The following is a 25,208-nucleotide window of genomic DNA, read 5'->3' on the forward strand; positions in this document are numbered from 1 at the left end:
GATGTGACTGAAGAAATGAACAAAAAAAACCGGGCGCTGAGCGTGGTCGAAAAAATTCAAAGATTTACTTAATTAGTTAGCAAAGTAATACATATCGTAATTAATTTCATCCAAACAGTTATTGCTGATCAGAAATAAATCGGAAACCGTGCCCTAGTTGGCGCCACCTTTCTTCAGTTGATCGGAAGCCGCTTTGAGGCGATCCTGGGTTTCCTGCGGAATATTCTCCTTGCAGAATTCCATAGCCGCAGCTGTTGTCATCAAGGCGATCCCATTTGACAGGGCTTGTTCGTTAAGAGCCTTACCCCGGCTCTCAGGAACCTTCATCCCGTGCTTCTGAGCGACAGCCGAATAGAAACCAGTAGCTCCAATCGTTAAAGACTTCTCGAAATCAACGCCGAGTTTTCTTGCCTGACAAAGGGTGACAGCACTAATAACTGTGTATGTGTTCATCTCCTCAGGTGTCGCAGCCCTCTTCTGGGCGGGTTGCCCCTGGGCCAGAACAGAAGTGGCGAACGCGAGATTCGTCGCCACCGCTAGGAAAATTTTTGAAAACATGTCCCCGACAGTGCCAAAACTTCGAACTACATGAATATGGCATGTGCTGACTGTGGCGACCGTCTCAAACTGGACCAGCCACGAATTTGTCACGCGTCCTGAATCGGGGGCAGCGGATCTTCGACTCTGATTTCGTGGTGGTGCTCAACGATGACCAACTCTCCATTCTCCCAGCTGTAAATTGCGCGATAGCGGTAGCGATCCTGATCCACAAGACGGATGTGCTCGAGGATGTCCCATTGCTGATAATGGGATTCGAGAATGGTTTCGTGCTCATCAACCTGCCGAAGCCTTGTACGCACGGGATCGGTATTGAGATATCCGCGGCTGCGTTGCAACTGGTGCCCCCAGAGAGTCGCCTCCATCACACCACTGCGTTCATACCAAGGCTTTCTTGCAAAAAATGCCTCTGAATGCTGATTGGACTCGTCAGGCCACCAGCTGAATCGGTAACGCGTCTCACCAGCCTGAGGCTCAGCAAATGTCTCCATCTTGAGATTCATATCCAGATGGAAAACCTGATTGTCATTGAACAGGTACTGACGCTTTGAACGCCACAGTCCAAGGTTTCGGGCGAACCAACGTCTGAGATTGCTATCGACGTTGACCGATGGGGATTGATTCACAGCTCCTGGCGCCGTGAGTGGAATGCGGTTTTTCGCGGAAAAAAGCGACATGGACCGCGCCTCGGGGGCAACAAGATCTTCCTAATTGTCTTAGCCCAGATGCCGCTCTAGTCAAAAACCCATAAGGTGAGCCTTCGATTCTCAGGCCTGATGTTGCGTGAAGGATGACGGACCCAAAGGACGTCAGCAGCTTCAACTTTTGCTGGTCGCGGCGCGGCATCACCTCTCCGGCAATGATCTCCGCGGGTTGGTTCAATATCTAGAGCGGGAAGACGTCGGTTTCGAGGTCACCCTTCAAGTCGCGGACCCTTCACAGCAGCCTGAGCTGTTGGAGTTGCACAGACTGGTTGTCACACCAGCCCTCATCAAGCTCGCCCCATCACCCAAACAGGTCTTTGCAGGCAGCAACATCCTCCAACAACTCAAGGGCTGGGTTCCTCGTTGGCAGCAAGACGGTGTGGTCAGTGGCCTTGGCCTGAGCCTTCGGCCCACTGAACTGGACGGCAGCCGTACACAAAAAGAACTCCAGCTGGAAGACCAGCTCCTCGTTCTCCGCCAGGAGAACGAGACACTCATCGATCGGATCCACGCCCAGGAACGGCTGCTGCGGATGGTGGCCCATGAATTGCGGACCCCTTTGACCGCCGCGGCCCTGGCGCTTCAAAGCCAACGGCTCGGGCAGATCGACATGAACCGCTTCCAGGATGTGATCACCCGCAGACTCGAAGAGATGGAAGCTCTCTCCAAAGATCTGCTGGAGGTTGGCACGACGCGTTGGGAAACACTGTTCAACCCGCAGCGGTTGGATCTGGCCAGTGTTTCGGCAGAGGTAATCCTTGAGCTGGAAAAACTCTGGCTAGGACGCAATGTCGAAATCCGCACTGATATTCCTATCGACCTTCCGAAGGTCTTTGCGGATCAGCGACGCATGCGCCAGGTGTTGCTCAACCTGCTGGAAAATGCCCTGAAATATACGGGGAATGGCGGTCACATCACCCTGACGATGCTGCACCGAACCAGCCAGTGGGTTGAAGTGAGCGTTTGCGACAGCGGTCCAGGAATTCCGGAGGAGGAGCAGCAACGCATTTTTCTGGATCGCGTCCGCTTGCCCCAGACCTCGAATCGAACCACCGGCTACGGGGTCGGTCTCTCGGTATGCCGACGGATCGTCGAAGTTCACGGAGGGCGGATCTGGGTGGTTTCGGAACCCGAAGAAGGGGCCTGTTTTTATTTCACTGTTCCAATTTGGCAAGGCCAAGGTCAGGAATGGGGACAGGTCGCCTTGACGGAGGGTGAGGCTGACCCGTAGCTTTGCCTTGTGATCAACAGCACAGACAGCTGTCCGGTCACGGCCTCGCCCCCATCGTCTAGAGGCCTAGGACACCTCCCTTTCACGGAGGCGACAGGGGTTCGAATCCCCTTGGGGGTATTGACCTGAGAATGGAGTGATCTCCGTCAAATCTTCCTTGCAGATTCACTCTGCTCAGACTTCACAAGTCACCTTCTCAAATGCATGAATACCCCAAACAAGTTTGGAAAACTAATATTTTTTTCAAAATTAATCCGTAAAAATAGGTTTTAAATTTGTCTCTAACTCATTTTTTTACTGAGGCAGTGAAACGAATAATCAGCTAATCAATCGTTCAGATAATTTGCTGCTTCAGCTCAATGTTTGCTCCAACGAAGCCTTGCTTCCGCCTCAACAGCGCTCAAATTGCTTGAAAGGTCATCGCGTAACCGTTCTTCGATAAGAGCGATTGGCATGCCCAGGCAACCTTGGACGGTCAGTTCGTAGAGAAGAGACGACCCTTCCGGCAGAGAGCGAACTCGCCATGAACCTTCAAAACGTCGGAAATCACCACGCAGCATCCGGAACTGAAGCAACCCTTCCGGTCTGTACTCCGTGAGTTCCAAGGTCACCTGCGCAGAAAAACGCAATCCGAGCAGTTGCTGACTACCTACCTGCTGCAGCTGGACCGTCGGGCCATCGCGACGCACAAGTTCACTCTTGGCGAGGTTGGGGATAAATGTTTCCAACCGCTCATAGTCCGTCAAGACGTCCCAGAGGACATCCAAGGGAATCCCGGTTCTCAATTGAACTGCCAGGCGACGCACACCCTGCGGCAGTCGTTCCATGGTTTGTTCAATCCTGTCGGATTGAGAGGAGCCGGCGTCACGGCGTCCACCCCGAAAAAGAGCTTGTGGAGATACCAACGCCGAAATGCGCTCCTGAAAGTCTCTGAACCTTCAGATCCTAAAGACGTTGTCCAGCGCACTTATCGAGAGATCCTGATACGAGCCAAACGGTAAAAGCCTGAGGCCACGCCTATAGTCGCGCCACTTGCCAGAAGAGTTGACATGCAGGTGCCGAACGCCACAGCCGGTGGATCGTCCACATCTCTTTTGACGGTTGTTGCCAGCGGCATTCAGGCTGGTGCCGGTTCCTCGGTGACTCGGACTTACCGCGTGACCATGGACAGCCTGAACACCCTCTACAAAAGGCTGACCGCCTCGGGAGCAAAAATTCTCTCCGTTACGCGTGCTGGGGACGACGCTCCAGCACAGCCGCAGCCGGTCGTTCAAGCCAGCAGTGCGCCGGCTCCCAAAGCCACAGCTGCTCCATCAGCTCCAGCGCCGGCGGCCAAGAAAAAGCCCCACGGCAACGTTCCGGTCAACACCTACAAGCCCAAGAAGCCCTTCATGGGCAAGGTGACCGAAAATTACAGCCTTCTACAGGACGGGGCGATCGGTCGGGTTCAGCACATCACCTTCGACCTATCAGGCGGTGATCCACAGCTCGAATACGTCGAAGGCCAAAGCATTGGAATCATCCCTGAAGGAAATGATGCCAAAGGGAAACCCCACAAATTGCGGCTGTACTCGATCGCCAGCACCCGGCATGGCGACAACTACCAGGACGACACTGTCTCACTCTGTGTCCGCCAGTTGGAGTACAAGAACGAGGCAGGGGACCAGATCTACGGCGTGTGTTCCACCTATCTCTGTGACATTGAACCCGGCTCCCAAGTGAAGATCACGGGTCCTGTCGGCAAGGAGATGCTTCTTCCTGAAGATGAGGACGCGAACATCATCATGTTGGCCACAGGTACCGGGATCGCTCCGATGCGGACCTACATCCGTCGGATGTTCGAACCGAGAGAGCGTGACGCCAACGGTTGGACGTTCCGCGGTAAAGCATGGTTGTTTATGGGTGCTCCGAAGACAGCCAACCTGCTCTACGACACGGACTTCCTCCACTACGAGAAGGAGTTCCCCGATAACTTCCGCTACACCAAGGCAATCAGCCGGGAACAGAAGAATCCGAAGGGCGGTCGGATGTACATCCAAGACCGGGTCCTTGAACACGCGGAGGAGATTTTCGCGATGATCGAAGATCCCAAAACCCATGTGTATATGTGCGGGCTTCGAGGAATGGAACCAGGCATTGATGAGGCCATGACTGCCGCAGCCACTGCCAAGGGTCTCGACTGGTCTGAGTTACGCCCGAAACTCAAAAAGGCCGATCGTTGGCACGTGGAAACTTATTGAGATTCGGCTCCCCTGCAGAGGGGCAAGTCGAATCCGTTGTTCAGGTCCGCTCCCCATCTGGGAGCGGACTTTTTTTTCAGTTGACAACAAAAACAAGGTCAAATCAATACGGGAGAGGCTTAAGCGCTGTTGATTTCGCCTTCCGTGCCTAAACCGACGTCAGAAGCACGTTCCCCATGACCGCAACGATCACTAATCCATTGCGGGTTGGGCTTCGTCAGGAGCGTGTGATCTCTCCCCAATGTCTGGTGATTTTCGGTGCCAGCGGCGATCTCACCCATCGGAAACTCGTACCCGCTCTGTTTGAGCTTTTCAAACAACGGCGGCTGCCGAGCGAGTTCGCTCTCCTGGGATGTGCGCGACGGCCATGGAGCGATCAGGAGTTCCGCGGAAAAATGGCGGAAGCAATGCCCAGCAAGGTTGAGGAACAACCTGAAGCCTGGGAACAATTCTCAGCGAAACTCTTTTACGAGCCTGTCGACCTGCAGAAACCGGAGGACGTGGTCCGCCTTGGAGGTCGACTGGAGCTGATCGATCAACAATGCGCCACCCGAGGGAACAGGACTTTTTATCTCTCAGTCTCACCAAAGTTCTACGGGAGCGGATGCCGATCTCTTGCGGATGCCGGACTGCTCAAAGACCCCAAACGTTCACGCGTGGTCATCGAAAAGCCCTTCGGGCGCGATTACGGCAGTGCTCAGGCTCTCAACCATGTGGTGCAGAGCTGCGGCCAGGAGAATCAAATTTTCCGAATTGATCACTATCTCGGCAAGGAGACCGTCCAAAACATCCTGGTGCTCCGTTTTGCCAACACAATTTTTGAGCCGATCTGGAATCGCAATTACATCTCAAGCGTGCAGATCACTGCAGCCGAAACTGTTGGTGTGGAAGAGCGTGCGGGTTATTACGAAACCTCTGGCGCCCTCAGGGACATGGTGCAAAACCACCTGACCCAAATGCTGGCGATCACAGCGATGGAAGCACCAGGACGCTTTGATCAGGAAGCGATCCGCACTGAGAAAGCCAAAGTGCTGCAAGCAGCCCGGCTTGCCGACGAGCTTGAACCCTGGAATTGCTGCGTGCGAGGACAATATGGACCGGGTGGCACCCAGGACTCCCCTCTCGAGGGCTACCGCCAGGAACCAGGTGTTGATCACAACAGCACCACAGAGACCTACGTGGCTCTGAAACTGTTCATTGACAACTGGCGCTGGCAGGGAGTTCCGTTCTACGTGCGAACTGGAAAACGGTTGGCCAAGCGGGTCAGCGAAGTGGTGCTCACATTCCGAGAAGCTCCGGTGCACCTTTTTGATGCTGCCACGGGTGGACCAACAGCCAATCAATTAATTCTGCGCATTCAGCCCGATGAGGGTGCTGAGTTCCGCTTCGATGTCAAATCTCCAGGTTCAGGCATGCGCAGCCGACCCATCGATATGGAATTCTCCTACGACGAATCCTTCGGTGAACCCTCCGATGAGGGCTATGTACGCCTTCTGGCTGACGCGATGCTCGGGGATCCAACCCTGTTCACCCGCAGCGATGAAGTGGAAGCGGCCTGGCGCTTGTACACACCGCTTCTGGAACTGATCGAAGACAGTCCCTGGCAGCTTCCGATCCATCCCTACGAATCGCGCACCTGGGGACCAGCAGCTGCGGATGCCCTGCTTGCCCGTGATGGATTGCTCTGGCGCCGTCCCTGAACCGCAACTCCCGATCGTCCTCCTTCTTACGGCAGCACCATGTCACCGCAACTCACCCTTCAAACCCCTCTTGAACTCGCTCCCTCAGACGTGCCCACCTATTTGGAGCAACTCTGGTCTCCCGAGCAGCAGGGCAGCACGGGAACAGGAGCGAACACCTTCTGTCTGCTGGTCTGGCAGCCGGCCTGGGCAGAACAGCAACTGGTGCGCAGTGGCCGCCTTCAAGGCCCGATCACCGGCCAGCAATCCAAGGAATTGATCGCCTCAGGTCGACAGGCCGTGATCGATGCCGATCTGCCCCTGAGCACCCCGCCACTGGATGGGAGTGTGATTGAGGCAGCCGCGACCTTCAGCGGAAATGAGTCCATGGAAGATCTGCGCGGTCAGTACATCGACCCGGCTCTGAGTGCCCTTCAGCCACGCCGACTGATCACATTGGCCCCAACAATTAATGACGGCCAATCCCTAGAAACAATGGTGGCTGCTTATTGCCCATTGCCAGAAGAGGGTGGCGGCACCGCCGCATGTGGTGATGTGGTGGTCCTTCGCGGCGGCCGTGCCGCACTTCAGGAAGGAATGAACATCCTGCAACCGCTCTTGCCGCAGTCCATGCCCTCCTGGGTCTGGTGGAACGGATTCCTCGATGAAGCTCCCGCTTTGATGGAGCAACTGGCCAGTGCCCCTCGACGGCTAATCATCGACACCGCCATCGGTCGCCCTCGCCATTGCCTCGAGCTGCTCAGTCAACGGGTGGGATCAGGCCAGGCGGTGAACGACCTGAACTGGCTCCGACTGCGGAGTTGGCACGAAACACTGGCCATGGTGTTCGATCCACCGCACCGGCGGGATGCCCTCAGCCACGTCGTTCAGCTGGATGTTGACGTGGAAGGTCACCATCCAGCCCAGGGCCTGCTCCTCACGGCATGGATCGCGGATCGACTGGGCTGGGATCTGCTCTCTTCACAGGAGGTTGAGGATGGGGTCGCCTCTGTTTTCCGCCGCAGCGATGGAGTCGAGGTGAAATTTCATCTGATGTCCGTACCCATGGGGCAGCCCAGCGTCCATGCAGGTCAGTTGGTGGGATTGCGCATGGTTTGCCAGCCAGAGCAAGGCAAAGGCATGTGTGTGATCCTCTGCGCCGAATCAGGGGGGTGCATGCGGCTGGAAGGAGGCGGCATGGCTGATCTCGACCTCATCGAAGAGGTCGTACCCGTTCAGCACTCCACTCCGGAAATGGACGTAGCGAGACTTCTGAGTGGCGGACACGACAGCACCAATCCGCTCCTGGCTTCGGCAGCACCGCTGGCTGCCAGGCTGCTCGCCTGAGCGCACCCCAACGCCATGGCCGTTGTGATAGCAGCACCGGCCAGCGGCAGCGGCAAAACTCTTCTGAGCCTTGCACTGCTGGCCTGGGCCCGAGGGCAAGGTCACAGCATCCAGCCGTTCAAGGTCGGACCTGATTACCTGGATTCTCAGCTGCTGAGCACCATCGCTCAGCGCCCATGTCGCAATCTTGATCTCAACCTTTGCGGTGCGCCATGGGTGCAACGGGCCTTTCACGGTTACGGGGGGATGGCAGACCTGGCCCTGGTGGAAGGCGTGATGGGCCTGTTCGATGGAATTGGCAGCAGCGAGGCAGGGAGCACCGCCGCCACGGCCCGTCTCCTCGGACTTCCTGTGGTTCTCGTGGTCGATGCGGGAGGCCAGGCCGCATCACTCGGAGCCCTTGTGCGGGGTTTTCGTGACCACGACCCCGCTGTCCAGCTGGCGGGAGTTGTCCTCAATCGCGTCAGCACATCACGGCACCGTGAGTTGCTGTCTGAGGTTCTCGACCGACTTGGAGTGCCCCTGCTGGGCTGTTTACCGAGAACCGATGCCCTCACGTTGCCGAGCCGTCACCTCGGTCTGGCCCCAGCCCATGAACTTCACAACCCCGGGACGCATCGGGACCGATGGGCCTCTCTCGCCGAGGCCCATCTCCATCTGGGCAAACTTCTTCCCCTGCTGAAGGCCCCAGCGCCCGGCCCTGATCCTCTGGCCATAGAGCACATGGAACAGCCCAGGCAGCCCGGCTCCTACCCAGTCGCCGTGGCTTCGGATGCGGCCTTCCATTTCCGCTATCCCGAAACGGGTGAACTGATGGAGAAGCGGGGCATGCCGCTCATTCCATGGAGCCCCCTTGCCGATGAACCTATCCCCAGCGAAGCCTGCGGCCTGATGCTCCCCGGTGGCTTCCCGGAGCAGCATGCAGGGCAACTCAGTGCAGCGCAAAACAGCCTCGATTCACTTCGCACCTTCGCAGCGCTTCGCCCCGTCTATGCGGAATGCGGCGGGATGCTGTTGCTTGGCCGCAGCCTGACCGACCTCAATGGAACACTGCATCCGATGGCGGGAATCTTGCCCTTCCAGGCATCCCAAGGACAGTTACAGGTGGGTTATCGCACACTTCACGCCCATCGGGATGGCCTGGTGACGCGCCGAGATGAGGTGATTCAGGGGCATGAATTTCACCGTTGGCAACTTCAAAGCAAAGTTCCAGACAGCTTGGAATCGGTGCACTCGCTGTGGGAAATTATGGGTTGGCGCTTAAAAACGCGACGAGAAGGATGGGGGCAACGGACTCTTCACGCCAGCTGGATTCACCTCCACTGGGCCAGCTGTACGACGATCTGCTCCCGATGGCGCGACGCGCTCGCAACCGGGCCGAAAGTAACGACCGGCGTTTCGTGAATCGCCGTCAAGCCAGGTCTCAACCTTTCGTGGAACGTTGGCAGCTGATCATCCATGGACGGATGCAGGGTGTGGGTTTCCGCGGAACTTGCAGCAGAAGAGCACTCGATCTCGGACTGCGGGGCTGGGTTCGCAATTGCCGAGATGGCAGCGTTGAAGTTCAAGTGGAAGGTTTGCCCCACTCCATTGCCGAACTCAGAGCCTGGTGCGAGCAGGGACCACCCGGCGCTCGAGTGAAACAGGTGTTGCCTGTTCAACTGCCGGTCACCGGCGATGATTGGTTTGAAGTCCGTTTTTGACAGCGTGAGTTGCTCCTGAATGAGGACATGGTGTCGATCAACGATCTCCGAGGTCTTCAACGCAATACCCCTCTGAAGAGATTGGGAACTGCATTGCGAGGTGGTGCGACGCTTCCCTTATCCAGCATCCGCAGAGGACACTGGCTTGATGCCATAACTGGATACGAATGGGACAAGACGTCTTCAATCCACGTACCAAAGACTTCTGGAAAGCGATCCTGGGTGTTGTCAGCTTGGCCATCGGGATCGGGCTTGGCGCCTTGATCCTCAAGATGTGAGGGCCATTCCTGCTGAGAGAGCTAACCAACGGTCAGCGGACTGAAAACTGACCATCCTGAACAGGCCAAGCAGTTTCGCTCGATGTCTGACGCCCATCGCCAACTCTGGCTGCTCCGCCATGGAGCGACCGAATGGGCAAAGAATGGCCGACACACCGGGAACACCGACTTACCGCTTCTCCCTGAAGGTGAACGGGAAGCAAGAGCGTTGGCCCCGATTCTGAGCGGACGCGTCTTCGCCGCTGTCCTTTGCTCACCGTTGCAACGAGCGCGTCGCACCTGTGAACTCAGTGGCCTGGCTGAAACGATGCAGATCTGTGAAGAGATTCGTGAGTGGAACTATGGCGACTACGAAGGCGTCACAACGGAAGACATCCACAGGACTGTTCCGAACTGGACGGTATGGACGCACGGCTGCCCCAATGGAGAAAGCGTTGAGGAGGTGCAGTCCCGCTGTGAACGAGCGATTGAAACAGCAATGAACATCGCAGGGCAGGGAGATGTGGCCCTGTTTGCCCACGGCCACATCCTTCGTGCTGTGACCGGCACGTGGCTTGGACTTGGCGTCAGCTCAGGCCAAATGTTCAAGCTCGGAACCGCGACTGTGAGCGTCCTTGGCTGGGAACGCAAGATCCAGGCCATCAGCCACTGGAACGCACCCACCTCAGACAGGTTTTGACCAGCACATCATTGTCACCAAAGGTCCGATTCATGGCCGGATCCTCCACGCGTGTGTAGGTCTTTGATGAACTCCCGCCAGAAAAAATGAAGCGTGCGCCCCACGGATTCACCAGCATCCCGACGGATCTTGCCGCACGCGCCGTTCTGAACTGCCTCTCCAGCCGGCGACAACGGCGGTTGCGATTGCAGTTAGCGGAACATTGGCTCCCGGATCTCGGTCCAATGTCGCCGGACCTTATGCCGAACCTTATGGAGGAGAGCGAGAGTGCCTGAGGCTCCGCTCTGGCTCGACCTTGGTGCCTTCGGATTCGGCATTGCCGTCTCCCCTTTGCACATCACCCTGCTGCTGCTTTTGCTGCTCGGACCCAGACCCATTCAGCGGGGAATGATTTATCTGGTTGGCTGGATGCTGACAACCCTGGTCGCCTTGGCCGCTCTGCTCATCCTCGGGCATGGACTGGTGATGGACATGACCCAGGGCTCACACCCTCGGATCGGACTGGATCTGATCGGCAGTGGTGCTCTCCTGAGCATTGGCATCCGGGAACTGGTGAAAACCATTGGTGAACAAGGCGAACCGCCGGCCTGGAGCCGGTCCTTAGATCGTTTCATCGCGATGCCAATGCCGCTGCTCCTGGCCCTGAGTTCAGTTCTTGAGGTCATCAGCCCCGATGACCTGCTCCTGTTCGCCAAATCCGCCGCAATGATCTTGGCCGCAGATCTAAACGGGTCGGAGGAGCTGATTGGCAGCCTGATGTTCACCTTTGGCTCCAGCCTGCTGCTCCTGCTTCCTGTGGTGGCCGTCCTGGTTGCAGGAGAGCAGGTCCTACCTCTGCTGAAAACGATCAAGTTGCTTCTCATTGCGCAAGGGGAGCGATTGCTGGCCTGCATCAGCCTCCTGCTGGGTCTTTATCTGGGCTGGCAAGGAGTCCTGGGTTTCACTGCGGCCTGAATCCAGCCATCCAAATCTCCTGCTGTTCCTGCTCCTGGTGCTGGCCCACCAACCAAACACCTGTCCGAGCTCGGCTGACCGCCACATACACCAGCTGGCGTCGCAGCGTCAGATCCTGCGGCCAGAACACATCCGGCGCCACAAACACCTCACCGAAACTGCTGCCCTGACTGCGATGCACGGTCAGGACTGCCGCAGGTCCCAGAGCTGCAAAAGCATCACGGATGAGGAAATATTGCCGCCATAACGCTCGGCCGCTCTTCTTTCCTGCATCCCGTGCCTGCTGCCGCAGTCGTTTCATCACTGCGTCAAGCTGATGTCTGGCGTTGCTGCCGACAGGAGGCTGCAAACGGAGGGTCAGATCAAGGTCACCGGCACTGACGCTTACGGCCAGCGTCTCGATGACCGGCACGGGGCCGTCTGCACCGGAACATCCGAAATCCACAAGATCGCAGGATTCGGGTTTGACATCCCGCACCACCACTTCGCGGTTGGATGCGAGCACCATGTCAGGCTCTTCTCCGGCCTCCACCCCATCGCGGGAGGCCGGCGCCATCACAGCGGAGCGACTGATCAAGACCTCTCCAGGGAGCACAGGCATCTGATCTGCCATCGAACCATGCACAGCCCGCCGGGCATGGGGAACCAGGCCCTCCAACGTGCGATTCGTGTAGCAAAGAATGCGAGCCGCATCTGGATTGTCCTGCAGTGCGGCATCCCGTAAGGCGGTTTTGGCCTGATTCAGCCATTCCCGTTTGCCCAGGGACATCACCCGTCCCTGTCGATCCTGAATCGGATTAAGAAGCGGGGGCTGACGACAAGGCAGGCCTCCATCACGCAGGCGACTGGCCAGCTGCAACACAGGCCCCTGATGTCGCACCACTTCCTGAAGCGTGGCGCGACTGGCCCGCTGCATGGCAAACACCGGGCTCTCCGGCTCCCCCACCGGGGGCAGCTGAGCAGGATCCCCCACAAACACAAGTCTGGTGCGAAACGGATGGGCACACTGCAGAGCGATGCCAAGCAATGTGCTGTCGATCATCGACGCCTCATCAATCAGCACAAGGCTGAGATGCTCAAGGGCGAGAGCCGTCTGCTCAGTGGGCTCACATTGTTCAGCATCTCCTTGACGCTTGAGCTTTAAACGCAGCAGACGGTGGATCGTGGATGGGTACCAAGTGGGACTGAGTCCCTCCAAATGCAACGCATGACGCAACACGCCCACCGCCTTGTGGGTGGGTGCAACGACAGTCCAGCAGAGACCGCGTTGCTCAACTGCACGCAGCAGACGCATCGACAGAAATGTCTTCCCGCTACCGGCAAATCCACTGAGAACAAACGGGGAACCATCAGAAGGCCCCTCCAACCAGCGCAGAAAGTTGTCGCTCGCTGACTGCTGATCCTTAGTCAGAGACTCCATCAGACGAGGGATGACACCTGCACAGCGATGATCAAAAAATGGAGTATTCGTTATCGCAATTCTGACGACACCAGCTGTGTCGCGCCGGTTGGGTCGCGCCGGTTGGGTCGCGCCGGTGGTGCGATCAGTGAACTGCCAGTCAACGCATCGCACGGGGACGAACCCTCAACAACAACGTGGGGCAACCGCTGGCATCAACATTGCCAGGACGATCCCGACTGATCGAGCAGAACAATCTCAAACCAAAAGCAGAGACAACAGCCGCCTGCCAAACACCTTTTCAGCGAAAGATCTGGCTCCTTTATTCACACAATCGACCAAGACAACAGACTGAAACGCGTGAGCATCACAATCTTTTCCGTGGTTTCAATCACGAAAGCGCACGAAAAAATTCATCAATCAAATGGATTGGCGAACCGAGGAAATTAAGCCCAGGCAAAGCGATCAGCGGCCCCATAACACTGCCAGCCAGGACTTCAAGCCGAGTGTGTCCAAGACTTTCTTTGAGTGGGGATTCGAGTGCTTCATTCCAGAGCTCAATCGGTAGCTGGTTGATTCGTTCAGCAATCTTTCCAGCGGATCTTCGAATCCCACTGGCGTCGTACATCACGACAAACGCAATCGTGGCCGACAGGGCGAAGATTGGATGATCAAATCCCATCGTCCAGCCAAGACAGGCAGCCGTCCCTGTCACCAATGCGGAATGACTGGATGGCATCCCTCCCGTTTCAATCAGCACCTTGGGGCGCCAGCGTTGATGAACAACAAGCTCAATGAATAGCTTTGACAATTGAGCTGTGCCGCAGGCAATCAAACCCCAGGCAAGGCTCGCGTTGTCCAACAATTCGTGCAGAACGGCATGGGAATGATGGATCTCCATCATCGATCACGGCTCGTGATGAAATCCGCCAAAGCGAGCAAAGGAGATGCTTTTGCCGACCAGGGCTTCAGCACCTGCTTCGCTTCACTCACCAAGGCTTGAGCTCGGTTCCGGGATTCCTCCAATCCCAACAATTTCGGATAGGTGGTTTTGTCCGCGATCAGGTCCTTGCCGGCAGTTTTGCCCAGCACCTCGCTGCTTGCAGTGATATCGAGGATGTCGTCGATGATCTGGAAAGCCAGACCGATGCCGCGTGCATAGGTTCGCAACGCTGCGATCAAGGTCTCATCCGCCCCGCCAATGGTTGCGCCAGTAATCACACACGCGCTGAGCAGAGCCCCAGTTTTGTGCAAATGGATGTACTCAAGAGTCTCCAGATCAACCTGCTTACCTTCACTTTCGAGATCCACAACCTGACCACCGACCAGGCCGGGAGCCCCTGCCACGAGAGACAGCTCGCCCACCACCTTCAGCAATCGCTCAGCCGGAACACCCGGGCTGCGCATCGCCACCATTTCAAATGCTCGGGTCAGCAGAGCATCCCCAGCCAGGATCGCCACTGCTTCTCCATAGACCTTGTGATTGGTAGGCCGCCCTCGGCGCAGATCGTCATCATCCATCGCCGGTAGATCGTCATGGATCAGCGACATGGTGTGGATCATCTCGAGGGCCACAGCTGTGGACATGGCCTGTTCCAGGGAACCACCGGCCATCTCACAGGCGGCCAGGCAGAGGATCGGCCGAAGCCGCTTTCCCCCTGCCAAGAGGGAGTAACGCATGGCGTCCCTCAGGGATTCAGGACGTTCTGGGCCGAGAGCGGCATCAAGCGCTGTCTCGACAAGATCCTTGGTCCGCGCAAGGTACTGCGGGAAGTCGAATCCGTTCAGCTGCGTCGAAGTGCTGTCTTTGGAAGTCGCCGCAGCGGTCATGACGGACGTTTCTCTGGCCGAATTCTCTCAGGCAGGGAGATTCAGGAGACACTGGCGACACCAAGCTTTTGGCAAGCCTCCTGTGATTGCCCCCATTGAAGACGCGGCAGCCCGGCAACACCGCATCAAAGAGGCCTGCCAGCACAGCCAGGGGAAGCACTGGGTGACCTTGCGAGAGGGCCCGGTTCAGATTCCGACCGTCCAGCTCGATCAGGAACTGCTGGTGTATCGCGTTGACAACGGACGGTTGCTGGCGGCCCTTCAGGAGCATTTCAAAAGCCAACCGTCCAGCTTGAAACAACTCCACCGCAGCGAATCAGCGGGATCAACGCAGGATCTCCTCCATGCGCTGCTGCTGGAGAAAGCCGGAGACCAGCGCGGTCCGATCCTGCGCGAACTGAAGCGCCTGAAAGTGCAGACCGAACCACTCCTGGTGGATTCCACCGGTGTGGTGGTGAACGGAAACAGACGACTGTCTGCCATGCGACAGCTCCAGAAAGAGGACCCCGAAGGGTTTCACCGCTTCCAGAAACCTCTCGTTGCCGTTCTGCCGGATGAGATCTCGAGAAGCGATGTTGAATACATCGAAACAGCCCTTCAGCTGGCACCGGAGACCAAGCTTCCCTACGGCTGGGTGGATCGGCGCTTGAAACTCCGTCGACAGATCGATGATCTCGGGCTGGATCCTGACTGGGTGCAGGAGGCTTATCGGCTGGACTCACGACAACAACTCGACGACGAACTCGCCGAACTAGAGCTCGTGGAGCGCTACCTCAGTGAGATCTGCGGAACGCCCTGCGCTTACTCAGGCGTGGCGCCCTGTGAACGGCTTTTTCAGAGCCTTCAACGCCAGCTTCGTTTATTACCTACCAATCTTGCGAACGCATGGGCTGCGGTTGGTCTGCTGCTGATCAGTCAGCGCAGCGAACTCTCACCCGCTTTTGATCGCCACTTCCCTTTCGAGGTTCCGGTAACGGAAGCGATGCCTGAAATGGTGCTGCAGCGACTGGCACACGACCCGGGTCTGCTGGCTCATCCGCTGCACAAACCACTGCGCCGCAGACACATCAAGCGGATCGCCGATCGAATCGTGCATCACCATGCTCCGGTGGAGCTGGCCAGAACTGTTGAAACACTCATCGATGAGGTTCGCCAACAGCTCAGGCAGGATCGTGTTCCTCATCGTCTTCTTCACCACCTCCATGCCTCAAAACGGCTCCTGGAGAAACTCACTCCCGATCAACTCACTGATGAAGAACGCTTCCACCTGCTTACTGAAGCCAACACAATTCGAGGGCGCCTTGACCTGCTGATCTCAGAGCCTCAGAGCACTAAACAAGCAAAGTCAGCCCAGCGCTGGTGGCGTGTCAGGCGACGCCTTACCAACGTGATGGCTCGACTCCCTCAGAACAAAGGCACAGCCAACTGAAACGATGGGGTAGCAAGGCGGCATCAGGTCGTCCCCTCCAGCACCAGGGGCACCCAATCCAATGGGTGGGGCATGCGCATTTCTCTGCCCTGTCCTGAGGGCGTTGTGATGGCCAGGTCGTAGGAAACCGAATAGCGCGATGACTGTCCTTGATAGGGCGTCACGCGGTGACGCAGATCGGAGGGAAAAAGAAGCAGACGGTGCCTCTGCGGAGCGAACACCCCCCCTGATGCGGCCGCACCTAGGTAAGGAATCGCCATAACGTGACTGAAATAGTTCTCGGGTGCCTGGAACTCCAGCTCTCCAGAGTCGTTTCCGGGTTCCGTCCTGACGTAAAAGACCGCGCTCAACTGAGCATTGCGGTGGGTGTGCGTCTCAATCGTTCCACCGTCGTTGGCACACACCACGGGCCAAGCCTTCTGAATATGAACCTCCAGTCCGTGATCCGATCCCAGTAGTTCCTCCAGATAGGTGGCGGTGCCCAGTGCCAGCTGCTGATTCAGCCACTGAAACGCTTCCATCCTGTGGAGCTGATCCAGGCCTGCATGGCCGAGAAGATCACCGGTGAGGTTGTTGCGATCACTGAACTCCGGGTGCTGATACACCTGGCGATCGAAGGCCTCAAGTTCTGAATCCATGGCCTCGGCAATCGCCCCATCGGGCTTCAGATCCGCCTGCAAGACAGGCGTGGGGAACAACCAATGCAATGGCATGGAGGACTATCAAACGACGAGGTCATCGAGCCCATGGTCGATGCCATGACGTCGGCACCAGGCCAAAACGGTGTTCACCAACAGCATCGTCACCGTCATCGGGCCAACACCACCCGGAACTGGCGAAAGAGCCGCCGCAATCGGCTCCACCTCTGCGGCACGAACATCCCCACAGAGGCCGCCCTCCGGTTTGCGATGAATACCGACATCCACCACAAACGCACCGGGCCGGACATGCTCAGCCCCGACCATGCCGGGCCGCCCCGCTGCGACTACCAGGATCTCAGCCTGCTGGGTGAGGGCAGCAAGATCCTTCGTGCGGGAATGGGCAATCGTGACGGTGGCATTCGCCGCCTGAAGCATCAGCGCCATCGGCTGACCCACAAGAATGCTGCGACCGACCACCACGGCTCGCTTTCCAGCCGGATCCATTCCACTGCTGCGCAGCAACGCCATCACACCTGCGGGGGTGCAACTGCGCGGGCCGGCTTCACCCTTCAGCAGACGACCCAGATTCATGGTGTGCAGACCATCGGCATCCTTTTCCGGGTCGATGGCCGCCAACAAAGGCCCCTCCTCCAATCCCTGCGGCAAAGGAAGCTGGAGCAGGATCCCGTCCACGGACGGATCCTGATTGAAAATTCGAAGCTTGGTCAGCACCTCCTCTGCTGAACGCTCCGCTGGAAGGTGCAGACCCATGCTCTGCACACCCACCCGGGCACAGGCCTTTTCTTTGTTGGCGACATAAACCCCACTAGCGGGATCATCGCCAATCCGCATCAAGGCAAGACCCGGCGGTCGACCGACCGATGCCAATTGACCTTGGATCAACTGGTGCAAGCGCTTCTCCAGCTGTTTCGACAGTGCCTTTCCATCCAGTCGAAGGGCCATCCCATCGGATATCGGGTGATCCCAGCATGGCCTCAGAGGAGAGCTAGCGTGCAGCTGTCAGCCGGGCTGCCTTGGTTCGCTTCCCCCGTGTAAGCAGCCTTAATCTGAGTCTCCTCTGGCAGAGCTGGCTCCGACACGAAGGGCCATCCCGCAGGCTGCTGCGATGGACGCGAATGCAGTCCGTCGCCCTGCTTCTGATCTGCATCAGCGTTGCTGTCTTATCCAGCCTGCCGTGGTTGCTGAAGCCGGAACTCCAGCCGGGATCGTTGGCTCCCTTTGATGCGGTCGCGCCCAAGGATGCGCTTGTTCAGGACAGCACGGCACTTGAACAGAGACGTTCCAAACTCTTCGCACGGTCGGTGGTTCAGGTCATCGATCCCGAACAGACATCGCAACTCCAACGCCGGCTGGAAGATCAGCTCAGACAACTGCAACGGGTCACGGACAGTGGAAACGCTGCACGAATCGGGCCTGTCAATCTCACGCCGCTCGAACAACGCTGGCTCGAGGAACGCAGCACGAAGGATCATCTGGCCTGGGACACCGCTGTACGCAGAGCCGCTGGCCGCATGCTCAGCCAGGGGGTTGTGAGCAGCTTGGCTCCGGACCAACTGCGAGTGGCTGCGTCCCTGCAAATGAAGGGCATCAAGCTGGAGGCCAACAATCCCGCAGCGTTCTCGTTAGCCAGCAAGGTGCTGACCAGCACGTTCGAGGGAAGCAGCAACCTCCGTACCGATCCGATCCTCAGCAAGCAGCTGTTCGAGGAACAACTCACCAAGCAGGGGGTCCCAACGATCGAGGTTCGCCAGGGCGATCTCATCACCCGTAAAGGCGAAGCGATCAGTCCCCAGGCCTATGACGTGCTCGATTTCTTCGGCAAGGTGAAACGGGAGCCGCAACCTGTGATCTGGTTGACGCGTTTCATCGAGGCCCTGGCGGCCTGCGGCGTGATGTTGCTCGTCATGCGTCGGGAACGACCTGGCTTGGAAGTCCGTCATGCCCTGCTGGCCCTCGGACTGCTCCTGCTGGTACAGGCGGCCAAGCTCTGGTTCAAGGGAACAGTGATTCCCCTGGCCGTCCTGGTGCCACCAACATTGATTTTGACAGAGGGTCTCGGTGCAGGCTGCGGTTTGGTGTGGATGGCCGTGGCCAGTCTGCTTTGGCCAGAACCGGTCAACGGCCTCGGAGACGGCCGGCTGATCATGGCGGCAGCCGTTGCTGCCGCAGGCGCTCTGTTAGCAGGACGGCAGCGCAGCCGCGGCCAATTGCTCCAGATGGCTGTGATGTTGCCGTTGGCCGCACTCTTGGGCCAATGTCTGCTGCTGCAACTCCAGCCCTACACGGGCTGGCGTGCCTGGGGCAGCGTCAATCCAAGCCTTGATGAACTCGCCAGTGAAGCCCTTTTGCTCGGGATTCTCCTGATGGCGGCTCTGCTTCTCATTCCGATTCTGGAGGGGTCCTTCGGCCTTCTCACCCGCGCCCGCTTGCTTGAACTGGCCGATCAGGAACGTCCATTGCTTCGAAGGCTGTCCTGTGAAGCGCCGGGCACCTTTGAACACACTCTGATGATTTGTGGCCTTGCTGAAGAGGGCGCTCGTGCGATCGGAGCCGACGTCGATCTAATCAAAACAGGGTCGCTTTATCACGATGTCGGCAAGTTGCATGCCCCAAGCTGGTTTATCGAAAACCAGAAAAGTGGACCGAATCCCCACGACCAACTGGATGACCCAATCGCGAGCGCTGCCGTTCTTCAAGCCCATGTGGATGAAGGCCTGAAACTGGCTCGCCGCCATCGCCTACCGCGTCCGATCGCGGACTTCATCCCTGAACACCAGGGCACATTGAAGATGGGCTATTTCCTCCACAAAGCGAAGGAACGAAATCCGGATGTGGATGAGAGCCGGTTCCGTTACCACGGTCCCGCACCCCGTTCCCGAGAAACAGCCGTCCTAATGCTGGCCGACGGCTGCGAAGCGGCCCTGCGCTCACTGCCACCGGACACCTCCGACGCCGAGGCGATCGATACCGTTCGCCGCATTGTGGAAGCCAGGCAACGGGATGGTCAGCTACGCAAAAGCGGGCTCAGCCGAGCGGAAATGGAACTGGTGGTGGAAGCGTTCGTGCGCGTCTGGCGCCGGATGCGCCACCGCCGCATTCCCTACCCAATTCCCGCCCGTCGCCCCTTCTCCAACTGAGCCAACCCCCCTGATCCGATCAGCATGCGAACAACCAACGGATGATCAATCCATTTCTTGAGGGAATGGACTGTGTTGATGGGTTTGAACCCTGCAGCGCTTGCCTGTGAAAGGGTGGCGAAAACTGAGCGCAAGGGCATGAAGATGCAAGCGCGAGCCATCGACATCCCCATAGATGGGATCGCCAACGATCGGATGACCAATCCCCGCCAGGTGCGCTCGTAACTGATGGGAGCGCCCCGTCATCGGCACGAGCCAAAGGCGGGTGATGCCCGCCTGCAGAAACTGAGATCGCCAGCGGGTGTGCGCTGAACGGCCTGCCGGATCAGTCCCGTATCGGGGAGGGATCCGTTGCAAGCGGGCCAATGGCGCGGTGATCGAACCACGTCCCAGGAGGCGACCCACCACATCGGCGACGTAGAGCTTGCGCACGAGACGACGCGCAAAGAGATCGCTACAGCGGCGCAGGCTTTCAAGGCCCCTTGCAAGAAGCAGCACTCCAGAGGTGTCTCGATCAAGACGGTGAACGAGGCGCAAATCCGCCTCCAGGAGCTGCAGACGCGTGATCACAGAGTCCTGCTGATGAACACCCCGTCCTGGCTGACTCAATAAACCGGAGGGCTTCTCAATCACAAGCAGCCAAGGATCACGATGGAGCTCAGCTAATGGTTCAAGGTTCAAGATGGCTTCCACAGTGCCGATAGAACAAGGCCTCCACCTCATGAGGTGGCAGCGACTGCACCAACCTTGCCTCGGCCTCCACTTGATGCTGACTGGCGTGATACAGCTGGAGCTCCTTGAACATTTCAGGACGGCTGCTGCGCGCCTGATCCATCGCCTGATTGAGCAGCTGAGCAGGCATAAGGGGGCCTCCTCTGCAGAACTGCATGACGTGGGCAGATTCGTGGGCCAGGACGGTCCACACATAAGCAGGATCATCCGGAAGGTTGTTCCCGCACATCAACAGCATCCGTCGGCCTTCATGAAAGGCACCCAGCAGTCCCTCGGGACAATCCCGAGCCACAAGGGACTCAACCCCGGCCCGACGCAACAAGCGGATGTAGCTACCGATCCGATCCCAGGACCCTGCATGCCCAGGGGCGATGGAGACCACACCTGCCGACATGCTGGCCAGCAGAGCAAGAAACGCCCGACCGCGGAACACCGGCAATTCCCAAACCTGTTCTTATTGGTCTCAAAATTTGAGCGACAGGTTCCCTCTTTTCCAAACTTCTAAAGATTTCAGAGCCGCTCCACGGTTGGCTTCCCATCAAAGAGGGAGCCGCGCCAATGGAGCTTGCGCGAGATACTAAACATCCTGATTGATACAGCCAAAAGCCAAAATGACCTACAACGTCAAATCAATTTTTGATCAGGATGGCGTCTTGTTTGACACTGATATCAACAAGATTCTCTACTACATCGAAGAAGGGGATTTTGAAATAACAACCAACGAAGGTAAGCGATATGAAATGACATACACCACCGTCGGACAAAACAACCAACATATAGCTTTCATCAACGACTTATTTGCAAGCCTCAACGAGGCGCTAGCAGTTAACTTTGTTGAAACGAAAAAAGACAAGCAGGCTGATATTTCCATTTCTCTCGTCGATTCAAATACAGAAAAAGGCTGGGACGACGACATCCTGGGGACCGCCTATTTCGAAGACAACTGGGTGAATATACTCTGGCAAGATGATGATGGAAAGTACAAAACATTCTCCAAGAACGACAAGGCAACACTGGTCCATGAAATTGGACATGCCCTTGGCATTGACCACCCAGAAGGAGATGGAGATCACCCTGATTGGAATACAGATATTACCGTAATGTCCTATAAAAAAGGTCGAAAAGGATGGCCAACATCCTTCAGAAACCTCGACGTCAAAGCGCTGCAATCGATCTGGGGGGAAACACCTGGCTACACCACGCCCGGAAGCAACAGCAATTCCGAATCAATCGACATCATCAAGGGAAGCAATAAACGAGACAAACTTATTGGCACGAACGGTGATGACGAGATCCATGGCTACCGAGGCGATGACCTCATCAATGCCAAGGCTGGCGATGACATCATCTATCCAGGGGATTTTGGGAAGAGAAAAGACATCATTAAAACAGGATCAGGCCACGATGTTGTTGTCCTGGATGAAAACAGCTACGTGTACATTACAGACTTCAAAACCGGTTCTGACGAGATCGACGCGACAGCACTTAACAATCTTGATACATGGACGAAAGGGAAGAGCACATATATTGGCAATGATGACTATATTTATGCGATTTTAAAAGGGAAAAGCCACGATTTAATCTACGAAGATGGATTCTTTTTTTGAGCGTCATTCTTTTTAAAACCAGGATGCCACCCGCCTCAACCTCAGTAAAGACAAGTTCAAACCCAATAAAATCAATCAGTCATTGCGTTTCAGCGTACATACATCAATTGAAGCAGAGCATGGATGTTGATAAAAGAAAGGTTTCAGCTCTGGACACTATTCAACTCAACGAAATCCCATGGTACAACTGTTGATTCTTCAGAGGTGTCCCTCGACCCATAGGCAATCCTCAACAGAATGTTGTCAACCGGAGAGACCTGAGATAAATCATCAATGACAGTGGCAGCAGACATTTCATGAAAACAACACGCCGCCAGCTCCTTGGTGCCACTGGTGCCTTCGGTTTAACAGCACTCGGCAGTCAATTCCGTGCAAGGGCCGCTGAGTCAAGTGCGTCACCAACAGAGGTGGATGTTGTCGTCATCGGGGCAGGACTATCCGGTCTGATGGCAGCCAGACGACTGCGCCAACAAGGCGTGAAGATTCACATTTTGGAAGCTCGTGAACGCACGGGTGGGCGGATGATCCGGCAGACCACCGACACTGGCGCCGTGATCGATCTCGGAGGGCAGTGGGGTGGCGAAACCCACCATCGCTTCAAAACCTTGGTGGGTGAACTTGGGCTTGAAATGTTTCCCAGCTATTACGACGGAAAGGGAGTTCTGGTGTGGGACAAGCAGCGAATCGAGGCGGACATGGCCAAAACGCCGGAAAGCAGTGTGTTGCTTTTTGACAGCGACCAGATCCAACAACCCTCAGCCGAGATTGCCAAGGCAAAAGCAGCGATGAAGCTGTTCCGTGAGATCGCTGCCTCTGTGGATCCGTCCCGCCCATGGAATGCCCCGAACGCCGCTGAGTTGGATCGCACGACGATCAGGGCCTGGTGCGACAAGAACAGTGGCTCCCGTTTGAGCGATTTCGAACTGGAGTGGCTTTCCGTGGTTGGTGGATCAGGTGGGTTCGATCCCTGGGATGCCTCCATCCTTCATCTGGCCTGGACCCAGTCGGTCGCGCCCCAGGATGAAGCACCTGAAGCCTGGCTTCTCAAAGGTGCTGCTGGCCAGGTCGCCGAACGGTTGAGTGCGGAATTGACCTCCCAGATCAGCCTGAATTCTCCGGTGCACGCGATCGACCAGACCGACAACAACGTCAGTGTTCAATTTGGCGACGGAAAGAGAATCGAGGCGAAAGCGGCCATCGTGGCGATCCCACCACCGCTTCGCCAACGCATCACATTCACACCCGATCTCTCTGCAGAAACCCGCTCGTTCCTGCAACGAAGTCCGATGGGTTCGATGATCAAAGTCTTCGCGATCTACAAAAAGGCTTATTGGCGTCGCAAGAACCTCAACGGCTTCGGCGTAGGCAATCTCAAAACGCTGGAACTTACGGCTGACAGTTCCCTCCCGAGCGGTGCACCTGGAATCCTCGCCAGCTTTGTGACGGCCAGTGCGGCAGTTGCTTTTCAGCAAATGACATTGAAGCAGCAACACCGTGCGGTACTTGACGATCTGATTGCCTACTGGGGTCCCGAAGCAGGCGAGCCCGAGGAACTGATCATTCAGAACTGGAATGAAGAATCCTGGTCCACCGGCGCATTCACCAGCTTCGTGACCCCCGGAGCCTGGACCACCTACGGACGGGGCTGGCAACAGTCCCATGGACGGGTCCATTGGGCCGGAACTGAGGCCTCCACTCGATGGCCCGGTTACTTCGAAGGGGCGATCGAAGCTGGGATTCAAGCCTCCAAACGAGCCATCGCTCAACTTTAAAAACGTGCTGTCATCGCAACATCAGCCCGGACGGCGGCGGGCATCCCCGTCTCGAGAGCACCTTTGATCAATCCTGCCGGGTGGATCCCAATGCAGTCCATCAATCCGGCGCCCATCACCACGGCAATGACCCAATCCAAAGAGGATTGCTCCTCTGAGCAAATCCCTGCAGAAGCATGACCTGCCAATGCTCCCGCAGAGGCAAAAGGTGTTTACTGCAAAAGCCTGATGTCTCAATAACTTAATTCAATTACTGGAAACAATCACGAATCAATGATGTAACTAATTACAATTTATTGGGCATTTGTTATGGCTGACACATCTTTTCGGACAATCAGTATGCAGCGGAACTGAGGTAAATCACTCAAACCCAGGCAATGGCATGAATTGATACTTTTCTCCCGTCAAAATGAAATCGATGAACATTACCAATCCTACAAAGACTGCAAAGTGATAAAGCCTGTCAACAACACCATGGAATTGATTATTGGCCTTTGCATGGTTCTCCCTATGACAGCACTTGTGATGCAAGCCCAGATGGACGATAACGACGATGATAACGACTTTCTTTAATCAACTTTTGCTATCAAATGGGACCGATTTTCACAGCTGAACTTTCATATCTTGGTTGACTGTTCACACAATCGCCAGTTCTCACAACTCGAGGTATTGAAGAACGATTTCTACTGATCCGATTTGACAAGTGACTCGACTGAGTTGATCTTGTCTTGAAAGGTCTGTTGGCGGTCTGTTCGCGTGTTCAGTTTCAGCGTGGTGTAAATCCGCGGGGCGCCCATTCGATGGATTTCCTCATGGCATGCACGTACACACTCCATGACCTGATCCCACTCCCCCTCGATTGCCGTTCCATTGGGCCCAAGACAGCAGTTGAGTCCTGTGTTCGCGATCACACGCTGACAAGCAGCGATGTAGGGAGAAAGCGACGTTCCCACACCAATCGGGACCACACAGAGATCAACGCTCAACCACGTCATGCCATTGGCACCGTGGGTTGAACAAGGCAACTGCTGGGGTAGTGAATTGTCCGCCAGGTACCACTGCCTGTGCTGACTTGAACAGCGATTCCTCGCTGCCCAGGCGAACAAGATGCACCTTGGCCAGAGCACCAATCACCAGCTTCCGCCAGGGCTGTTTCAAGGCTTTCGTAAGGGGTATCCAGTACCGGGTGCGGAAGTCCATCAAGACCGACAAGCCGGTAGCGGGATCGGTGTGACGGCATCACAGGACAGTCCCGAAATTGTCTTCA

Annotated in this window: 27 protein-coding genes and 1 tRNA gene; 15 read left to right on the forward strand and 13 right to left on the reverse strand. The window is 56.7% G+C overall.

From position 1 onward, the window contains the following. Nucleotides 1-153: 153 nt before the first annotated feature. The gene (locus SIB64_RS14135; protein ID WP_413440831.1) at nucleotides 154-651 is read right to left on the reverse strand and encodes a hypothetical protein; all 498 of its coding nucleotides are present in this window, start codon (nucleotides 649-651) and stop codon (nucleotides 154-156) included. Then, nucleotides 648-1,235, reverse strand: a complete 588-nt coding sequence (locus tag SIB64_RS14140; RefSeq protein WP_413440832.1) for a hypothetical protein — start codon at nucleotides 1,233-1,235, stop codon at nucleotides 648-650. The genes SIB64_RS14135 and SIB64_RS14140 overlap by 4 nt, the downstream gene beginning before the upstream one ends. A gap of 106 nt (nucleotides 1,236-1,341) precedes the next feature. On the opposite strand from SIB64_RS14140, the gene SIB64_RS14145 reads away from it, so the two are divergent. Further along, nucleotides 1,342-2,493 carry a histidine kinase gene (locus SIB64_RS14145; protein WP_413440833.1) on the forward strand — a complete coding sequence of 384 codons (1,152 nt, stop codon included), beginning with the start codon at nucleotides 1,342-1,344 and terminating at the stop codon, nucleotides 2,491-2,493. A gap of 47 nt (nucleotides 2,494-2,540) precedes the next feature. Then, nucleotides 2,541-2,613, forward strand: a tRNA-Glu gene (locus SIB64_RS14150). A 236-nt stretch (nucleotides 2,614-2,849) separates the two neighbouring features. Here SIB64_RS14150 and SIB64_RS14155 read toward each other — a convergent pair. Then, nucleotides 2,850-3,320: an SRPBCC family protein gene (locus tag SIB64_RS14155; RefSeq protein ID WP_413443037.1), complete on the reverse strand. Its 471-nt coding sequence runs from the start codon at nucleotides 3,318-3,320 to the stop codon at nucleotides 2,850-2,852. A 222-nt stretch (nucleotides 3,321-3,542) separates the two neighbouring features. Between SIB64_RS14155 and SIB64_RS14160 the strand changes: the two genes are divergently transcribed. From SIB64_RS14160 to SIB64_RS14195, 8 genes are all read left to right on the forward strand, one after another. Next, nucleotides 3,543-4,733, forward strand: a complete 1,191-nt coding sequence (locus SIB64_RS14160; RefSeq protein WP_413440834.1) for an FAD-binding oxidoreductase — start codon at nucleotides 3,543-3,545, stop codon at nucleotides 4,731-4,733. 176 nt (nucleotides 4,734-4,909) lie between these two features. After that, nucleotides 4,910-6,433: a glucose-6-phosphate dehydrogenase gene (gene zwf, locus SIB64_RS14165; RefSeq protein ID WP_413440835.1), complete on the forward strand. Its 1,524-nt coding sequence runs from the start codon at nucleotides 4,910-4,912 to the stop codon at nucleotides 6,431-6,433. A 39-nt stretch (nucleotides 6,434-6,472) separates the two neighbouring features. Continuing rightward, entirely contained in the window at nucleotides 6,473-7,759 is a 1,287-nt protein-coding gene (locus SIB64_RS14170; protein ID WP_413440836.1) for a glucose-6-phosphate dehydrogenase assembly protein OpcA, read from the forward strand. Between the two features lie 15 nt (nucleotides 7,760-7,774). Continuing rightward, entirely contained in the window at nucleotides 7,775-9,163 is a 1,389-nt protein-coding gene (locus SIB64_RS14175) for a cobyrinate a,c-diamide synthase (protein WP_413440837.1), read from the forward strand. Then, entirely contained in the window at nucleotides 9,112-9,462 is a 351-nt protein-coding gene (locus tag SIB64_RS14180) for an acylphosphatase (protein WP_413440838.1), read from the forward strand. The genes SIB64_RS14175 and SIB64_RS14180 overlap by 52 nt, the downstream gene beginning before the upstream one ends. Nucleotides 9,463-9,822: 360 nt before the next feature. Next, the gene (locus tag SIB64_RS14185; protein WP_413440839.1) at nucleotides 9,823-10,419 is read left to right on the forward strand and encodes a histidine phosphatase family protein; all 597 of its coding nucleotides are present in this window, start codon (nucleotides 9,823-9,825) and stop codon (nucleotides 10,417-10,419) included. 86 nt (nucleotides 10,420-10,505) lie between these two features. Next, nucleotides 10,506-10,694, forward strand: a complete 189-nt coding sequence (locus SIB64_RS14190; protein ID WP_413440840.1) for a hypothetical protein — start codon at nucleotides 10,506-10,508, stop codon at nucleotides 10,692-10,694. Next, complete coding sequence (locus SIB64_RS14195) at nucleotides 10,687-11,373, forward strand: GAP family protein (RefSeq protein ID WP_413440841.1); 687 nt, start codon at nucleotides 10,687-10,689, stop codon at nucleotides 11,371-11,373. Before SIB64_RS14190 ends, SIB64_RS14195 begins: the two co-directional genes overlap by 8 nt. On the opposite strand, the gene SIB64_RS14200 is transcribed toward SIB64_RS14195, so the two are convergent. Continuing rightward, nucleotides 11,360-12,793 carry an ATP-dependent DNA helicase gene (locus SIB64_RS14200; RefSeq protein WP_413440842.1) on the reverse strand — a complete coding sequence of 478 codons (1,434 nt, stop codon included), beginning with the start codon at nucleotides 12,791-12,793 and terminating at the stop codon, nucleotides 11,360-11,362. The genes SIB64_RS14195 and SIB64_RS14200 overlap by 14 nt on opposite strands. A 27-nt stretch (nucleotides 12,794-12,820) precedes the next feature. Between SIB64_RS14200 and SIB64_RS14205 the strand changes: the two genes are divergently transcribed. Further along, a complete protein-coding gene (locus SIB64_RS14205) occupies nucleotides 12,821-13,015 on the forward strand; it encodes a hypothetical protein (RefSeq protein WP_413440843.1) in 195 nt (64 codons plus the stop codon). 148 nt (nucleotides 13,016-13,163) lie between these two features. On the opposite strand, the gene SIB64_RS14210 is transcribed toward SIB64_RS14205, so the two are convergent. Together SIB64_RS14210 and crtE are read right to left on the reverse strand one after the other, a co-directional pair. Continuing rightward, complete coding sequence (locus SIB64_RS14210; RefSeq protein WP_413440844.1) at nucleotides 13,164-13,676, reverse strand: divergent PAP2 family protein; 513 nt, start codon at nucleotides 13,674-13,676, stop codon at nucleotides 13,164-13,166. After that, entirely contained in the window at nucleotides 13,673-14,602 is a 930-nt protein-coding gene (crtE, locus tag SIB64_RS14215) for a geranylgeranyl diphosphate synthase CrtE (protein ID WP_413440845.1), read from the reverse strand. Before crtE ends, SIB64_RS14210 begins: the two co-directional genes overlap by 4 nt. Here crtE and SIB64_RS14220 point away from each other — a divergent pair. Then, a complete protein-coding gene (locus SIB64_RS14220; RefSeq protein ID WP_413440846.1) occupies nucleotides 14,601-16,031 on the forward strand; it encodes a hypothetical protein in 1,431 nt (476 codons plus the stop codon). The two genes, crtE and SIB64_RS14220, sit on opposite strands and share 2 nt — an antisense overlap. Nucleotides 16,032-16,054: 23 nt before the next feature. On the opposite strand, the gene SIB64_RS14225 is transcribed toward SIB64_RS14220, so the two are convergent. Beyond that, nucleotides 16,055-16,744 carry a TIGR02466 family protein gene (locus SIB64_RS14225; protein ID WP_413440847.1) on the reverse strand — a complete coding sequence of 230 codons (690 nt, stop codon included), beginning with the start codon at nucleotides 16,742-16,744 and terminating at the stop codon, nucleotides 16,055-16,057. A gap of 9 nt (nucleotides 16,745-16,753) precedes the next feature. Continuing rightward, complete coding sequence (gene folD / locus SIB64_RS14230) at nucleotides 16,754-17,635, reverse strand: bifunctional methylenetetrahydrofolate dehydrogenase/methenyltetrahydrofolate cyclohydrolase FolD (protein WP_413440848.1); 882 nt, start codon at nucleotides 17,633-17,635, stop codon at nucleotides 16,754-16,756. A 71-nt stretch (nucleotides 17,636-17,706) separates the two neighbouring features. On the opposite strand from folD, the gene SIB64_RS14235 reads away from it, so the two are divergent. After that, nucleotides 17,707-19,830 carry an HDIG domain-containing metalloprotein gene (locus tag SIB64_RS14235; protein ID WP_413440849.1) on the forward strand — a complete coding sequence of 708 codons (2,124 nt, stop codon included), beginning with the start codon at nucleotides 17,707-17,709 and terminating at the stop codon, nucleotides 19,828-19,830. A 45-nt stretch (nucleotides 19,831-19,875) separates the two neighbouring features. Here the strand turns inward: SIB64_RS14235 and SIB64_RS14240 are convergent, their stop codons facing one another. After that, nucleotides 19,876-20,511 carry an RluA family pseudouridine synthase gene (locus SIB64_RS14240; protein WP_413440850.1) on the reverse strand — a complete coding sequence of 212 codons (636 nt, stop codon included), beginning with the start codon at nucleotides 20,509-20,511 and terminating at the stop codon, nucleotides 19,876-19,878. Further along, entirely contained in the window at nucleotides 20,501-20,995 is a 495-nt protein-coding gene (locus SIB64_RS14245) for a hypothetical protein (protein WP_413443038.1), read from the reverse strand. The genes SIB64_RS14240 and SIB64_RS14245 overlap by 11 nt, the downstream gene beginning before the upstream one ends. A 178-nt stretch (nucleotides 20,996-21,173) precedes the next feature. On the opposite strand from SIB64_RS14245, the gene SIB64_RS14250 reads away from it, so the two are divergent. Both SIB64_RS14250 and SIB64_RS14255 read left to right on the forward strand, forming a co-directional pair. Continuing rightward, nucleotides 21,174-22,169 (forward strand): matrixin family metalloprotease, encoded by a 996-nt coding sequence (locus tag SIB64_RS14250; RefSeq protein WP_413440851.1) that lies wholly within the window; start codon nucleotides 21,174-21,176, stop codon nucleotides 22,167-22,169. A 296-nt stretch (nucleotides 22,170-22,465) separates the two neighbouring features. Continuing rightward, the gene (locus SIB64_RS14255) at nucleotides 22,466-23,941 is read left to right on the forward strand and encodes a flavin monoamine oxidase family protein (RefSeq protein ID WP_413440852.1); all 1,476 of its coding nucleotides are present in this window, start codon (nucleotides 22,466-22,468) and stop codon (nucleotides 23,939-23,941) included. Here SIB64_RS14255 and SIB64_RS14260 read toward each other — a convergent pair. From SIB64_RS14260 to SIB64_RS14270, 3 genes are all read right to left on the reverse strand, one after another. Beyond that, on the reverse strand, nucleotides 23,938-24,081 hold the full coding sequence (locus tag SIB64_RS14260) for a hypothetical protein (protein ID WP_413440853.1): 144 nt from the start codon (nucleotides 24,079-24,081) through the stop codon (nucleotides 23,938-23,940). The two genes, SIB64_RS14255 and SIB64_RS14260, sit on opposite strands and share 4 nt — an antisense overlap. Before the next feature lie 543 nt (nucleotides 24,082-24,624). After that, entirely contained in the window at nucleotides 24,625-24,936 is a 312-nt protein-coding gene (locus SIB64_RS14265; RefSeq protein WP_413440854.1) for an MTH1187 family thiamine-binding protein, read from the reverse strand. Further along, on the reverse strand, nucleotides 24,933-25,181 hold the full coding sequence (locus tag SIB64_RS14270; protein WP_413440855.1) for a hypothetical protein: 249 nt from the start codon (nucleotides 25,179-25,181) through the stop codon (nucleotides 24,933-24,935). The genes SIB64_RS14265 and SIB64_RS14270 overlap by 4 nt, the downstream gene beginning before the upstream one ends. Nucleotides 25,182-25,208: the final 27 nt, after the last annotated feature.

The sequence above is a fragment of the Synechococcus sp. MIT S1220 genome (genome assembly GCF_047303025.1).
Lineage (GTDB): Bacteria > Cyanobacteriota > Cyanobacteriia > PCC-6307 > Cyanobiaceae > Parasynechococcus.

Coding starts and splice junctions, on each gene's coding strand:
- SIB64_RS14140 (WP_413440832.1), bottom strand. CDS start 1,235: ATGTCGCTTTTTTCCGCGAAAAACCGCATTCCACTCACGGCGCCAGGA.
- SIB64_RS14155 (WP_413443037.1), bottom strand. CDS start 3,320: ATGGAACGACTGCCGCAGGGTGTGCGTCGCCTGGCAGTTCAATTGAGA.
- SIB64_RS14160 (WP_413440834.1), top strand. CDS start 3,543: ATGCAGGTGCCGAACGCCACAGCCGGTGGATCGTCCACATCTCTTTTG.
- zwf (WP_413440835.1), top strand. CDS start 4,910: ATGACCGCAACGATCACTAATCCATTGCGGGTTGGGCTTCGTCAGGAG.
- SIB64_RS14170 (WP_413440836.1), top strand. CDS start 6,473: ATGTCACCGCAACTCACCCTTCAAACCCCTCTTGAACTCGCTCCCTCA.
- SIB64_RS14175 (WP_413440837.1), top strand. CDS start 7,775: ATGGCCGTTGTGATAGCAGCACCGGCCAGCGGCAGCGGCAAAACTCTT.
- SIB64_RS14180 (WP_413440838.1), top strand. CDS start 9,112: ATGGCGCGACGCGCTCGCAACCGGGCCGAAAGTAACGACCGGCGTTTC.
- SIB64_RS14185 (WP_413440839.1), top strand. CDS start 9,823: ATGTCTGACGCCCATCGCCAACTCTGGCTGCTCCGCCATGGAGCGACC.
- SIB64_RS14190 (WP_413440840.1), top strand. CDS start 10,506: ATGAAGCGTGCGCCCCACGGATTCACCAGCATCCCGACGGATCTTGCC.
- SIB64_RS14200 (WP_413440842.1), bottom strand. CDS start 12,793: ATGGAGTCTCTGACTAAGGATCAGCAGTCAGCGAGCGACAACTTTCTG.
- SIB64_RS14205 (WP_413440843.1), top strand. CDS start 12,821: ATGATCAAAAAATGGAGTATTCGTTATCGCAATTCTGACGACACCAGC.
- SIB64_RS14210 (WP_413440844.1), bottom strand. CDS start 13,676: ATGATGGAGATCCATCATTCCCATGCCGTTCTGCACGAATTGTTGGAC.
- SIB64_RS14220 (WP_413440846.1), top strand. CDS start 14,601: ATGACGGACGTTTCTCTGGCCGAATTCTCTCAGGCAGGGAGATTCAGG.
- crtE (WP_413440845.1), bottom strand. CDS start 14,602: ATGACCGCTGCGGCGACTTCCAAAGACAGCACTTCGACGCAGCTGAAC.
- SIB64_RS14225 (WP_413440847.1), bottom strand. CDS start 16,744: ATGCCATTGCATTGGTTGTTCCCCACGCCTGTCTTGCAGGCGGATCTG.
- folD (WP_413440848.1), bottom strand. CDS start 17,635: ATGGCCCTTCGACTGGATGGAAAGGCACTGTCGAAACAGCTGGAGAAG.
- SIB64_RS14250 (WP_413440851.1), top strand. CDS start 21,174: ATGACCTACAACGTCAAATCAATTTTTGATCAGGATGGCGTCTTGTTT.
- SIB64_RS14255 (WP_413440852.1), top strand. CDS start 22,466: ATGAAAACAACACGCCGCCAGCTCCTTGGTGCCACTGGTGCCTTCGGT.
- SIB64_RS14265 (WP_413440854.1), bottom strand. CDS start 24,936: ATGACGTGGTTGAGCGTTGATCTCTGTGTGGTCCCGATTGGTGTGGGA.
- SIB64_RS14270 (WP_413440855.1), bottom strand. CDS start 25,181: ATGCCGTCACACCGATCCCGCTACCGGCTTGTCGGTCTTGATGGACTT.